Source organism: Clostridium sp. YIM B02551, assembly GCF_022324735.1.
GTDB classification, from domain to species: domain Bacteria; phylum Bacillota; class Clostridia; order Clostridiales; family Clostridiaceae; genus Clostridium_T; species Clostridium_T paridis.
In genome coordinates, this window is the sequence record NZ_JAKGTF010000006.1 from 173029 (window position 1) to 185987 (window position 12959).

Here is a 12959-nt window from a genome sequence, read left to right on the forward strand (position 1 = left end):
AGTTTCCCACTTTTTTTATATAAATTTATAGATTATAGGAAAGGATATTTAATATGAAAAATAAAAAAAATAGTTTAATATCATATTTTATAAAAAATGAATACTTTAGTGGTTTACTCCTACTATTTTGTACAATTTTGGCACTAATAATAGCTAACTCCAAATTTGCATCTGCATACAATCATGTTCTTCATGAATATTTGACTATTGGATATAAAGAATTCTCCATATCTATGTCAGTTATACATTGGATTAATGATGGATTAATGGTGATATTTTTCTTTGTAGTTGGCATGGAAATAAAGAGAGAACTGGTTATTGGAGAACTCAAATCTTTAAAGAAAGCAATTTTGCCTATTTCAGCTGCAATCGGAGGGATGATAGTACCAGCAGTCATTTATATGTTGTTTAATTACAAAGAACCAACTAGTTCAGGATGGGGAATTCCTATGGCAACAGATATTGCATTTGCCATAGCGATACTTTCTTTGGTAGGTAAAAAAGCACCCAAAGGTATTGTTGTTTTTCTTACAGCTTTAGCTATAGTTGACGATTTGGGAGCAATTTTAGTGATCGCTATATTTTATACAAATCAAATTAACTTTGGAGCTTTATGTATAGGAATAATTACTTTGATTGGATTAATCATTGTTGGTAGATTTAAAGTTAAATATAAATCTATTTATATAATAGGAGGTTTAATACTATGGTTTAGTTTTTTAAAGTCAGGTATACATGCAACAATAGCAGGAGTGCTTCTTGGAATGGTCTTACCAGTTGGAAAAAAACCTGATGAATTTAAAACTTCCATGCTATATAAATTTGAACACATGTTAACACCTTGGTCTTCACTTGTCATTATGCCTATTTTTGCATTAGCCAATTCAGGTATAAATATTGATATTAACAGCTTTTCCGGAATCATATTTACTCCTGTTAGTCTTGGGATTATATTTGGGCTTATAATGGGTAAGCAAATTGGTATATTTAGTATATCTTATATTTTAATAAAATTGAAGATTGCTAAGCTACCATCTCACGTAACTAAAAGACATCTTTATGGAGCTAGCGTGCTAGGAGGAATTGGATTTACAATGTCTTTATTTATTTCTTCACTAACTTTTTCAAGTGATATTGATTTATTGACAGCAAAAACGAGTATTTTATGTGCATCAATTATATCAGCAGTGTTAGGAACAATAGTTTTCATGTTTATAGGAATTAAGGAAAAGGTTAAGAGAGTATAAAACAAAAGAAATAGTACATATAATTTAACTATGTTTAATCTGTAACAATTTGATGAAAGAAAACAATTGAAAAATTTTCAAAATTTTGTTTAAATTAAATTAGAATATATTTAGGGAGGAAGACATATGGCTCAAAATATTGATTATGTTATACATGGAGACGATATGCAATTTGTAGAAGTTATGTTAGATAGTAATGAGACTATGATTGCAGAAGCAGGAGCGATGATGATGATGGATAATTCCATTCAAATGGAGACAACATTTGGAGATGGAAGTTCAAGTCAAGGTGGATTTATGGATAAATTATTCTCTGCAGGAAAAAGAGTTATTACTGGGGAAAGTTTATTTATGGCTACCTTTACCAACAGAGGTTATGATAGAGCTATGGTATCTTTCTCAGCACCTTATCCAGGAAAAATTTTGCCAATTCATCTTTCGCAATATGGCGGAACACTTATATGTCAAAAGGATTCTTTCCTATGTGCTCAAAAAGGAACTCAAGTAGGGATAGCATTTACTAAAAGATTTGGAGCAGGACTATTTGGGGGAGAAGGCTTTATACTTCAAAAGCTTCAAGGAGATGGGATTGCATTTGTACATGCTGGAGGAACTGTAATTGAAAAAGATTTAGCTCCAGGTCAAGTGCTTAAGATAGATACAGGATGTATAGTTGCAATGAATTCATCAGTAGATTATGATATTCAATTTGTAGGTGGATTTAAAAATGCATTATTCGGCGGAGAAGGTTTATTCTTTGCAACATTAAGAGGTCCAGGTAGGGTATGGATTCAAAGCTTACCATTTAGTAGACTTGCATCTAGAATGATGTCTGCAGGAATGGGAGGAAGAACAGGAAGAGAGGAAGGCAGTATATTAGGTTCACTTGGCAGTTTCTTAGATGGTGACAATTAATAAATAATGTTAGAAAGATGATAATTTATTGAGATTTAACTTTAATAATCATTAAAGTTAAATTTCTTTTTTTGAAATTATTAGAGTAGTTTTTGAATTAAAAGTAATATAAATAAAAGTACATATTTAATATTTAGGTGGTAATTATGAAGAAAAAAATGATATTTTCAATTATTCTATTTTCAAGTATACTAATTCAAATGAAAACTGTACATGCAGTTGAAGTTGATTCGATAAAAGGAAAAGATAGATATGAAACAGCTTGTATGATAGCACAGAAAATGAACTATACACAAGCAATATTAGTAAATGGGTATTCAATCGTAGATGGATTATCTGCAAGTGGGCTTAGTGGAACTATGGATTCACCTATACTATTAACAGAAAAAGATTCAATACCAGAGAAAACATTAAATGCGCTTAAGGGGGTTAATAAAGTATATTTAGTAGGAGGCGATGGTGTTATCTCTAAAAATGTAGAGAGAATTTTAAATATAAAAGGAATAGTTACAGAAAGATTAGGCGGAGCAGATAGATATGCAACCTCAATCGCTGTTGCAAATAAGATAGAGTCTACAAAAGGGGTACAACAAATATTTTATGTTAATGGAGATATTGGACAAGCGGATGCAATGAGTATATCACCAGTTGCTGCAAAAAGTAAAAATCCAGTAATACTAACTAATGGAATATCAACAGCATATAGAAGAAACGTGGATTCTTATACAATTGGAGGAACAGGAGTTCTTGGTGCATGGTTTGATACTTTTACTACTAGATTAGGTGGGAAAAGTAGATTTGAAACTAATAAAGAAGTCATTGATTATTTTTTTCAAAATAAACAGCATGTTTATTTAAGTAAATCTGAGGAATTAATTGATGCATTAACATCTTCTGTAATGAAGGAACCTGTAGTTCTTATTGATGATTACTCAGATAAAACTGTGATGGCAGGAGCTAGAAGTGCTACTTCTTTAGGCGATATTAGCAGCGTTGCTATAAGTCAAGCAAAAGGGTTTATTTATCAGGAAAAGGTAGTATTCTATTCTCAGCATCAAGATGATGAGACATTATTTGCAGGTAGTGCAATTGTTGATGCAATTGAATCAGTGGGACGTGAAAATGTATACTTAGTTGTTGTATCAGATGGAGATGAAAGTGGAGTTTTTAATGGGGACAGGTATAAAAAACTAACTGTAACTGAAAAGGCAACGCTAAGAAATAATGAATTGAAAGCAGCAGATGAACAGTTGGGGTTGGATATAAACAATATAATCTTTTTAAATGAACCAGAAAGTAATTGTAATTATGATGATTTAAGCAAAAAAGCTTTAGAATTTGAAAGCAAATTTACAAACGTTACACATGTTGCGCACACATATAAGTTTGATATTCATCCACAACATTTGAAATGTGGACAAACTATATATAATTTATATAAAGAAGGAAAGATTAAGGATTGTAAGTTTTTTGCAAGGTCAGAAAAGGCAAATGAAATAAATCGTAATAATTTAATAGTGAATATTGCATATACAAACGAAGAAAAAGATAAGATACTTAATGCAAGTAAGGAATATAAATTGGATAGAAAAGATATGATTAGAGAAGGTATTGGCTATAAATCAGTACCAAGTTTATTTGATGCTCTTGAGAGAGACAAATATGTAACCTCATATCTACATGAACCGGGGATATAATCTATTTACTAATAATAATTCTTTAATGTATAATATTATAAAAACAAATTAAAGAAGGATAACAAAATGATATACGTAATTTCACCGGCTAAAACAATGGATTTAAAAAAACAATCAAAGATTGAATCAAATAAGTTACCTATGTTTATTAAAGAAGCGGAAAGGATAATGGATGAACTAAAAAAGTATGATCCAGAATCAATTTCATCCTTAATGAAGATTTCAAATAAGTTAGCAGAACTAAATTTTTTTAGAAACCAGGCATTTGATAGTACGTTAACGAATACTAAAGAAGCTATATTTGCTTTTGATGGGGATGTTTATAAGGGATTAAGTGTAGAAGAATTTTCAAAAGAAGACATTCTATATGCTCAAGAGCATTTAAGAATTCTATCGGGATTATATGGTATAATTAAGCCTCTAGATAGAATTAAAGAATATAGGTTAGAAATGGGGACAAAGCTCAAAATATCAAATTATAAAAATCTATATGATTTTTGGGCAGAAAAAATAACTCTAGGGATTATAGATGAACTTGAACAGCAGAAGGAAAATATATTAATTAATTTAGCATCAGAAGAGTATAGTAAGGTGATAAATTTAAATAAAATATCTCATTCATTTAATGTAATTACCCCAATTTTTAAAGATTATAAAAGTGGAAAATATAAAATAATTAGTTTTTATACAAAGAAAGCAAGAGGATTGATGGCAAAGTATTTAATTGAGAATAAGATCGATAGCATTGAAGAGTTAAAAAAATTCAACCTTGAAGGATATAAATTTTCTCAAAAGGAATCAAATAATTCACAATTAATATTTTTGAGGGGATAATTGCTTGTTGACATTTTGTATTAAGTGTTATTATAATAATCTAGTTGAAAAGAAAAGTCCTAGCCCATATATATCTGATGATAAGGTTCAGATGTTTCTACGAGAATACCGTAAAAGTTCTCTCTATGGGTAAATCAATGGTATCGCTTACCCAAGAGTGGCACCAGCTTTGGTTTACCTAAACAAAGCTGGTGCTTTTTGACGCAATTGGGATAAGTAATTAGATTATCGAATCTAATTCTTTTTTATTTTACTTAGGAGGAAACATTGAGATGGATAATTCAAAAACTAATTTCTTTGAGAGTGTGTTTAAACTTAAAGAAAACAAAACAAATGTTAAAACAGAAGTTTTAGGAGGGTTTACAACCTTTGTAACAATTGCATATGCATTATTGGTAATCCCTAACATATTAAAATTAGGTGGAATGAATGCACTTGGATTAAAAGGTGATGCAGCAGCAAATTTAACAATTGCTTCAGATCCTGTAATAGGTTCAGCATTTGCTTCGGTATGTATTGCAGCAGCAGTTGGAACACTTATTATGGCTTTTTATGCAAATATGCCATTTGTTTTAGCACCAGGACTAGGCTTAGTAAGTTTCTTTACATTTAATATATGCTTAAAACTAGGCTACACTTGGCAACAAGGCTTGGCGGCAGTTTCAATTTCAGGTATTCTATTTATTATTATTACTCTTACTTCAATAAGAGAAAAAATAGTTTATGCAATGCCACAAAATTTAAAATATGCAATAACTGCAGGAATAGGTTTGTTTATATCACTTATAGGTTTAAAAAATGGTGGAATTATTGTCGCAAATCCAGCAACTTTAGTGGCATTTGGTGATTTTAAAAATAGCTCAGTTATTTTAACTATAATAGGTATTATAATAATCGGAATTTTAATGGCTAGAAATATAAAAGGAGCCATGTTAATTGGAATAATAATAACAACTATAATTGGAATACCAATGGGAATAACAAAGTTATCAGGTATTCAAGTCTTTTCTTTACCACCAATAGGACAAACTTTCTTTGCACAAGACTTTAAAGGATTATTGAGTCATAATGGCGGAGGTTTTTTAGGAGCCGCATTAACAATATTTATGGTAGTTATTACTTTAAGTTTGGTAGATCTATTTGATACCCTAGGAACTTTAGTGGGAACAGCTCAAACATCAGGAATGTTAGATGAAAATGGAGAAGCGAAGAATTTAAGAAAATCATTATTTTCAGATGCTGTAGCTACAACTATAGGGGGAGCACTTGGTACAACTACTTTAGCAACGGTGGTTGAATCATCAGCAGGTATAGCAGCAGGAGCAAGAACGGGCCTTTCAAATGTTGTTGTAAGTATTTTATTTGCATTATCTTTATTCTTTAGTGGACTTATTGGAATAGTTCCTCAAAGTGCTACAGCACCAGCACTTATTATAGTAGGCGTATTGATGCTAAGTGCAGTAAAAGAAATAGATTTTTCAGATTTTACAGAAGCACTGCCAGCATTTTTCACAATTGCTATGATGCCATTTACATATTCAATTGCTAATGGAATAGCTGTGGGTATAATCTTCTATCCAATTATGAAGCTATTAACAGGAAAAAGAAAAGATGTACATCCGATAATGTATGTACTAGCATTGCTATTTATATTAAGATTTATATTAATGCCAGATTAATATTAATAAAAAGATGGACCTCTCAAACTATGTTTGAGAGGTCCTCTTTTTTTGCTACTTTACGGTAAGTTCTATTTGTTTATCATATTCAGGTATGATGTTATCTTGGTTTTTAATTACTAATTTAAAATTATCAAGCTTATCTATTTCATAGGTTAATGTACCTTCATCTAATCTTCTTAAGTTGGGGTTAAATCCATACTGCTCATTTACATAAGTTCCGTTATTATATCTTAATTCTATCAAAAAAGGATTAAAACATATTCCATCAAATCTATATTTAACTTGAAGAACATTATTTTTATAAGAAACATCTAAAATATTAATTTTTAAGTTATCAGTTATTTTTAATGAATAAGGCATTTGAAGGTTTAATAACTCTGAGGATGGAATCTCCTTAATTAGTTTACCATCATTCATATTCCCAATGTATTTATAAGGAATAAGTGTTATTTTGTTTGGTTTTTCTTTTATAGGTGAAAAATATGCTTCTCCGATAGTAGTGCCATTACTTAAAGATGAGGAATCATGATAGTCAAACAAAGTTTCATTTTTATCAGTCCTAATAATATAATTAACCGAAGAGAATTTGTCGTTTGATACAGTATATTTTGCTTTGGTATAAAATTGTCCTAAAGATATTTCATTAAAGTGCATATCTCCATATTCAGTTTTTAGAGCTTTATCTGCGTTAGCGTAATACACTTTATCATATAATTTATCTTTGGGGACATTTAATGAGATGTTCCATTTCCCACTAACACCATCAAAATTTTTAATTGTGTAATTTAGCTTGTAATTTTCTTGCTCTTGTAAGTTTTTTATATCAAGTATGTCGATGATAGACACCATATCATAAGTATAACCAGAATCAGTTGAAATCAGAGTTCCGTATTCTGTAGTAAGTGGATCTTTTAATGTTTTGTTGTTGATTTCTAAATCTGAATCCCATATTCCTGGTAAAGAGGTGAATTTATTCGGAGAATTAACCTTATAACTTAATACAAGTGAATCTCCACTAATTACTAAGTCATTAAAAGTAAAAGATAGATTAGAGTCCTTTATAGTGGTATTTAAGGTGTTTACATAGTCCTTATTACTATTTTTATTAAATACATTTAATGTTTTAAACTTATCAAACATACTATTTAAGCTTGCATATACTGGAGAAAGTGAGACTAGTACAAATAATAATGTGAAAGATGCTACTAATGGAAAGAGTCTCTTTTTGTTTTTTCTATCTTTCTTATCTTCTAACGAGTTTAAAATATCATCAGTAAATCTTATAAAGTCACTACTTGGAGTGAGTGTAGAAGTGGTTTCTTTTATTTTATTATCAAAATTATTATTTATCATTTAAATAGCGCCTCTCTTTCTCATTATTTAAAATTGAATATAGTTTCTCTCTCCCTCTTGCTAGTCGAGATTTAATGGTTCCTTCTTTTATATTGGTTATTTTAGATATTTCACTAATAGATAAATCATTAAAATAATATAAAATAACGACATTTTGAATATCTTCATTAAGAAGTTTAATAGCATTGTAGAGATCATAATATTCAATATGATTATCTTCATGGGTCATTTCAGAAATTTCATTATTTAAGAAGATTATTTTGGAGTTTTTCTTAAAAGTATCATTACACTTATTTATTAAAATTCTTATTATCCAAGTCTTAAAAAGTTTTTCGTTTTCTAATGTGTTGATTTTTTCATATGCTGTTAATATTGTCTCAGAAATTACATCTTTAACATCTTCTTCGTTTTTAAAAAAGCCTTTTGAGATTTTATATAAATCTACACGTATATCTTTAATTAATTTTGAAAAGGCTTCTTTGTCACCTTTTTTTGCTTTATTAACTAATAAAAACAATTCTATCCCTCCTTTTTCACCTATTAGACAGTTGAAGGTGAGATTTGGTTCCAAGAAATTTATAATAAAATTTTATCATGGATTTTATTTATAATGAATCAAAGATTTTCATGTTACTACAACTCTTAGATGTTTCAACTAAGAGTTGTACTTGAGATGTAATATGATTTTTGCATTATAATAGGAAAAGTTAAAATTAGACTATAATGGATAATACTTATTGACAAATAAGCATTATCCATTATAATAAAAGTATAAAGAATTATTATATAGCAAATATTAATTTCAGATAAATTTGAGAGGAGATAGAGATATGACAGTGAAATTTCAAGGAAATCCTGTTACTTTACAAGGACAGAAAATTAATGTAGGAGATGAATTTAGAGATTTCGTGGTAACTAAAAATGACTTAACTCCGTTAACATTGAAAGATACAAGTGGAGTGAGAGTATTTTTAACAGTCCCATCTATAGATACACCAGTATGTGATTTAGAAATTAGAACTTTTAATGAAAAGATAGCAAGTGTTCAAGGGGTTACAGTATATACAATCTCTCATGACTTACCATTCGCACAAGCAAGATGGTGTGGTGCAGAAGGGATTAAAAATGTAATTACTGCATCTGATTACAAAGATAGAGCTTTTGGTGAAGCTACAGGAACATATGTTAAAGAGTTAGGATTATTAGCAAGAACTGCTTTTGTAGTAGATTCTAATAATAAGGTTGTTTACGCAGATTACTTAGAAGAGATAACAAGTCAACCAGATTTTGATGCAGTACTTAATGCAGCAAAGGAAGCAAAATAATTCTATTATTAACGTCCAACCATATTCTCATAGGGTTTTCTAGAAGATCAATTTCATCTTTTGGAAAACCTATTTTTATTTTAAAAAAGATTTGTGTAACCATAAGAAAATCTTAGGAGAAAATTGTTAATCCTCCCCATAGACAGAAACGCCCTTTATGTGTAAAATATAATATTAGTCAATGGTTAATTAGAAAGGATTGAAGTTAAATGCAAGGAACATGGATTGAAGTTAAGGTTATTACAACAAGTGAAGCACTTGAGCCTATATCAGGTATTTTTTATGCGCTAGATTGTAAGGGAGTAGCTATAGAAGATCCAAATGATATTTTAGATAGAGAGCAAGGCCCTTTAACTTGGGATTTTGCAGATATAAATATATTAGAATATAAAGGCAAAGCAGCTTGTGTTAAGGGATATTTTGCAGAAGAAGATAATATTCCAGAAGTTTTAAAATATATAGAAGAAAAGATACATGAATTAAAAGATATGGGGATAGATTTAGGTGAAGCTCAAGTAATATCTACTGAAATGAAGGAAGAAGATTGGGCAAATAACTGGAAGCAATACTATAAGCCAACTAAAATTGGGGAAAAAATCGTTATTAAGCCTACTTGGGAAAGTTATGAAGCAAGCGAAGAGGAGTTGCTTGTGGAATTAGATCCAGGAATGGCATTTGGAACTGGAACTCATGAAACTACAAGAATGTGTGCTCAAGCGTTAGAAAGGTATGTAAAAGAAGATTCGGTGGTATTTGATGTTGGAACTGGATCAGGTATACTTGCAATAATAGCTGGAAAGTTAGGGGCTAAACATGTAGTTGGTGTTGATTTGGATCCAGTAGCTGTAGATTCAGCTAAGGAAAATCTTAAATTTAATGATGTAAACAACATTGAAATACTACATGGAAACTTATTAGATGTAGTTAATGGAAAAGCTGATTTAGTAGTAGCTAATATTATTGCTGAAATAATATGCATTTTAACCCCAGATGTAAAAAAAGCATTAGATAAAGATGGGATTTTTATAACTTCAGGAATTATTCATGATAGAAGAGAAATGGTTATTAATAATTTAGAAGAAAACGGATTTGAAGTTTTGGAAGTTAATAAAGATGGAGAATGGAATTGCATAGTAGCAAGGTTGAAATAAGGAGAGAAAGTAATGCATAAGTTTTTTACTCCAAATGAATTATTTGGTGAAAAAGAGGCTATAATCCAAGGAGAAGATGTAAAACACATATATAAAGTTCTTAGATTGCAAGAAGGACAAGAGATTATCGTGAATAATTTACAAGGGGATGAATACCTTGGAATTATAGATGAAATCTCAAAGTCAGAAGTTAGAGTGTTGTTAAAAGAAAAATTAGAAGTAAACAATGAAAGTCCGCTAGACGTTTATTTATTTCAAGGTATGCCTAAAGCTTCAAAAATGGATTTAATTGTTCAAAAGGGAACAGAACTTGGAATCAAAGAAATAACACCAATAGTTACTGAAAGAGTTGATGTTAAGCTAAAGGGCGAATTTAAGAAATTAGATAGACTTGAAAGAATTGCACTAGAAGCTTGTAAGCAATGTAAAAGAACATTAATACCTAAAATTAATGAACCTATATCTTTTCTTGAGCTAAATGAAGTTATAAAGAATATGGATTTAGTCGTGGTTCCTTACGAAAATGCAGAAAATTTTGGGATAAAAACTTTGGTAAGAAATATAGATAATAAAATTAAGACTGTGGCTATAATAATCGGACCTGAGGGTGGTTTTGAAGAGAGTGAGATAATTAAATTAAAAGAAAATGGAGCTTATATTGTAACATTAGGACCTAGAATACTAAGAACAGAAACTGCGGGGTTTACTGCGGCGTCTTTGCTACAATATGAGTTAGGAGATTTAGGAGGTATTATTTAATGAAAGTTGCATTTGCTACCCTTGGATGCAGAGTTAATGTATATGAATCAGAAGCGATGATGGAAAAGTTCATAAGAGAAGGTTATGAAATAGTTGACTATAGTGAAGTTGCGGATGTTTATGTAATAAATACTTGCTCAGTAACCAATATGGGAGATAAAAAATCAAGACAAATGATTTCTCGTGGAAGAAGACAAAGTCCAGAGTCAATCATCGCAGTTGTAGGATGTTATTCTCAAATTGCGACAGAAGAAGTTGGAAATATTGAAGGTGTAGATGTTGTTCTTGGAACAAGGAATAAAGGAGAAATTGTTTATTGGGTAAATAAAGCTAAGGAAACAAAAGAAAAGCAAATACAAGTTGGGCAAGTTCTAAGAAATAATGAATTTGAAGATTTGAAAATTGAGGAATATCAAGATAAAACTAGAGCGTTTTTAAAGATTCAAGATGGATGTAATAGATTTTGTGCATATTGTTTAATTCCATATGCTAGAGGAGCTGTTTGTTCAAAAGATCCAGAAAAAGTAATAACAGAAATCAAGTCTTTAGCAGAAAATGGATTTAAAGAAATAATTCTTTCAGGAATACATATAGCATCCTATGGCGTAGACTTAGATAAGAAGGTTACTTTAGTTGATATTATAGAGGAAATTGAATCGATAGAAGGAATCGAGAGAGTAAGAATTGGTTCTATTGACCCAACATTCTTTACAGAAGATGTAGTAAAGAAGATAGTTAAATTTAAGAAATTATGCCCACATTTCCATTTATCTTTGCAAAGTGGAGCTAATGAAACTTTAAAGAGAATGAATAGAAGATATACTAAGGAAGAATATGAGAATATTGTTAATTTCTTGAGAGAAAACTTTAGGGATGTTGCTATTACAACAGATGTTATAGTAGGCTTCCCAGGAGAAACTCAAGAAGAATTTGAAGAAACATATGAGTTCTTGAAGAAAGTAAAATTGTCCAAAATGCATATATTTAAGTATTCACCAAGAAAAGGTACTAGAGCAGCGGAAATGGAAGAACAAATTGACGGAACCATAAAAGATGAGAGAAGTAAACTTTTAATGAAGCTAAACGAAGAAAATGAGAAAGAGTTTATAAGCAGATACATTGATAAGGAAGTAAATGTACTCTTTGAACAACAATATAAAGCAGAAGAAGGAACTTATGAAGGATATACAGAAAATTATATAAAAGTAGTTTCAAAATCTTCATGCAAAGATATTATAGGTAAAATTGCTAAGGTAAAAGTGAATTCTGCAGGAAATGAACTAGCTTATGGAGAAGTTATATCTATAGATTAGAAATATTACAATTGTATAGATATTAATAAGGAGGTGAAAAAATGGAGGACTGCATTTTTTGCAAAATTGTAAAAGGAGAAATTCCTTCTAAGAAAATATATGAAGACGATAAGGTATTAGCTTTTTATGATATAAGTCCTGAAGCACCAGTACATTTTTTAGTTATACCCAAAAGCCATATAGAAAGTGCTAACTCATTAGAAGAAAATAATGTATCAATAGTTTCACATATTTTTATAGTTATTAATAAAATAGTTAGTGAGTTAGGAATTGCAGATAGTGGTTATAGGATAGTAAATAACTGCGGAGTAGATGGTGGTCAAACAGTCAATCATATGCATTTTCATGTACTTGGAGGAAGGGGCTTAAAATGGCCACCAGGCTAACAATAATTGCATGAAAATCTTGACATTATACGAAAATTTATTGTATAATATAGCGTGTGTTGTTTAAGCCCACAGCTGTGCATAAGAAAATATTAGCTAGCGGAGGGAGGGATAGTCAATGTCAGAAATCAGAGTTGGAGAAAATGAAACATTAGAGAGTGCATTAAGAAGATTTAAAAGAAAATGTGCTAGAGCGGGTGTTCTTTCTGAAGTTAGGAAGAGAGAGCATTACGAAAAACCAAGTGTTAAAAGAAAGAAAAAATCAGAAGCTGCAAGAAAAAGAAAGTTTAAATAATA

The 12959-nt window shown here is 30.1% G+C and carries 13 protein-coding genes and 1 riboswitch; of the genes, 11 read left to right on the forward strand and 2 right to left on the reverse strand.

What is annotated here, in order from left to right:
• The first annotated feature begins 53 nt into the window (after positions 1 to 53).
• The 5 genes from nhaA to L1S47_RS09100 all read left to right on the forward strand — a co-directional run bounded on the left by nhaA (position 54) and on the right by L1S47_RS09100 (position 6372).
• The gene (gene nhaA / locus L1S47_RS09080; RefSeq protein ID WP_238883268.1) at positions 54 to 1247 is read left to right on the forward strand and encodes a Na+/H+ antiporter NhaA; all 1194 of its coding nucleotides are present in this window, start codon (positions 54 to 56) and stop codon (positions 1245 to 1247) included.
• 126 nt (positions 1248 to 1373) lie between these two features.
• The gene (locus L1S47_RS09085; RefSeq protein WP_238883269.1) at positions 1374 to 2162 is read left to right on the forward strand and encodes a TIGR00266 family protein; all 789 of its coding nucleotides are present in this window, start codon (positions 1374 to 1376) and stop codon (positions 2160 to 2162) included.
• Positions 2163 to 2308: 146 nt separating this feature from the next.
• Entirely contained in the window at positions 2309 to 3859 is a 1551-nt protein-coding gene (locus tag L1S47_RS09090; RefSeq protein ID WP_238883270.1) for a cell wall-binding repeat-containing protein, read from the forward strand.
• 66 nt (positions 3860 to 3925) lie between these two features.
• Positions 3926 to 4693 carry a peroxide stress protein YaaA gene (gene yaaA / locus L1S47_RS09095; protein WP_238883271.1) on the forward strand — a complete coding sequence of 256 codons (768 nt, stop codon included), beginning with the start codon at positions 3926 to 3928 and terminating at the stop codon, positions 4691 to 4693.
• 44 nt (positions 4694 to 4737) lie between these two features.
• A riboswitch (purine riboswitch) is annotated at positions 4738 to 4839 on the forward strand.
• A gap of 126 nt (positions 4840 to 4965) precedes the next feature.
• A complete protein-coding gene (locus tag L1S47_RS09100; RefSeq protein WP_238883272.1) occupies positions 4966 to 6372 on the forward strand; it encodes an NCS2 family permease in 1407 nt (468 codons plus the stop codon).
• Positions 6373 to 6426: 54 nt separating this feature from the next.
• Here the strand turns inward: L1S47_RS09100 and L1S47_RS09105 are convergent, their stop codons facing one another.
• Positions 6427 to 7728, reverse strand: coding sequence for a DUF4179 domain-containing protein (locus L1S47_RS09105; RefSeq protein WP_238883273.1), 1302 nt, complete (start codon positions 7726 to 7728; stop codon positions 6427 to 6429).
• Positions 7718 to 8245, reverse strand: coding sequence for a sigma-70 family RNA polymerase sigma factor (locus L1S47_RS09110; RefSeq protein WP_238883274.1), 528 nt, complete (start codon positions 8243 to 8245; stop codon positions 7718 to 7720). The genes L1S47_RS09105 and L1S47_RS09110 overlap by 11 nt, the downstream gene beginning before the upstream one ends.
• Before the next feature lie 313 nt (positions 8246 to 8558).
• Between L1S47_RS09110 and tpx the strand changes: the two genes are divergently transcribed.
• From tpx to rpsU, 6 genes are all read left to right on the forward strand, one after another.
• The gene (gene tpx / locus L1S47_RS09115) at positions 8559 to 9053 is read left to right on the forward strand and encodes a thiol peroxidase (protein WP_238883275.1); all 495 of its coding nucleotides are present in this window, start codon (positions 8559 to 8561) and stop codon (positions 9051 to 9053) included.
• A 209-nt stretch (positions 9054 to 9262) separates the two neighbouring features.
• A complete protein-coding gene (gene prmA / locus L1S47_RS09120; RefSeq protein ID WP_238883276.1) occupies positions 9263 to 10204 on the forward strand; it encodes a 50S ribosomal protein L11 methyltransferase in 942 nt (313 codons plus the stop codon).
• Between the two features lie 12 nt (positions 10205 to 10216).
• Positions 10217 to 10963 (forward strand): 16S rRNA (uracil(1498)-N(3))-methyltransferase, encoded by a 747-nt coding sequence (locus tag L1S47_RS09125; RefSeq protein ID WP_238883277.1) that lies wholly within the window; start codon positions 10217 to 10219, stop codon positions 10961 to 10963.
• Positions 10963 to 12276 (forward strand): tRNA (N(6)-L-threonylcarbamoyladenosine(37)-C(2))-methylthiotransferase MtaB, encoded by a 1314-nt coding sequence (mtaB, locus tag L1S47_RS09130; protein ID WP_238883278.1) that lies wholly within the window; start codon positions 10963 to 10965, stop codon positions 12274 to 12276. Before L1S47_RS09125 ends, mtaB begins: the two co-directional genes overlap by 1 nt.
• A 41-nt stretch (positions 12277 to 12317) precedes the next feature.
• The gene (locus L1S47_RS09135; RefSeq protein ID WP_238883279.1) at positions 12318 to 12662 is read left to right on the forward strand and encodes a histidine triad nucleotide-binding protein; all 345 of its coding nucleotides are present in this window, start codon (positions 12318 to 12320) and stop codon (positions 12660 to 12662) included.
• A gap of 118 nt (positions 12663 to 12780) precedes the next feature.
• Entirely contained in the window at positions 12781 to 12957 is a 177-nt protein-coding gene (gene rpsU, locus L1S47_RS09140; protein WP_021801013.1) for a 30S ribosomal protein S21, read from the forward strand.
• The last annotated feature ends 2 nt before the right edge of the window (positions 12958 to 12959 follow it).

Coding starts and splice junctions, on each gene's coding strand:
- L1S47_RS09125 (WP_238883277.1), top strand. CDS start 10,217: ATGCATAAGTTTTTTACTCCAAATGAATTATTTGGTGAAAAAGAGGCT.
- L1S47_RS09100 (WP_238883272.1), top strand. CDS start 4,966: ATGGATAATTCAAAAACTAATTTCTTTGAGAGTGTGTTTAAACTTAAA.
- mtaB (WP_238883278.1), top strand. CDS start 10,963: ATGAAAGTTGCATTTGCTACCCTTGGATGCAGAGTTAATGTATATGAA.
- prmA (WP_238883276.1), top strand. CDS start 9,263: ATGCAAGGAACATGGATTGAAGTTAAGGTTATTACAACAAGTGAAGCA.
- L1S47_RS09085 (WP_238883269.1), top strand. CDS start 1,374: ATGGCTCAAAATATTGATTATGTTATACATGGAGACGATATGCAATTT.
- rpsU (WP_021801013.1), top strand. CDS start 12,781: ATGTCAGAAATCAGAGTTGGAGAAAATGAAACATTAGAGAGTGCATTA.
- L1S47_RS09090 (WP_238883270.1), top strand. CDS start 2,309: ATGAAGAAAAAAATGATATTTTCAATTATTCTATTTTCAAGTATACTA.
- L1S47_RS09105 (WP_238883273.1), bottom strand. CDS start 7,728: ATGATAAATAATAATTTTGATAATAAAATAAAAGAAACCACTTCTACA.
- tpx (WP_238883275.1), top strand. CDS start 8,559: ATGACAGTGAAATTTCAAGGAAATCCTGTTACTTTACAAGGACAGAAA.
- L1S47_RS09135 (WP_238883279.1), top strand. CDS start 12,318: ATGGAGGACTGCATTTTTTGCAAAATTGTAAAAGGAGAAATTCCTTCT.
- nhaA (WP_238883268.1), top strand. CDS start 54: ATGAAAAATAAAAAAAATAGTTTAATATCATATTTTATAAAAAATGAA.
- yaaA (WP_238883271.1), top strand. CDS start 3,926: ATGATATACGTAATTTCACCGGCTAAAACAATGGATTTAAAAAAACAA.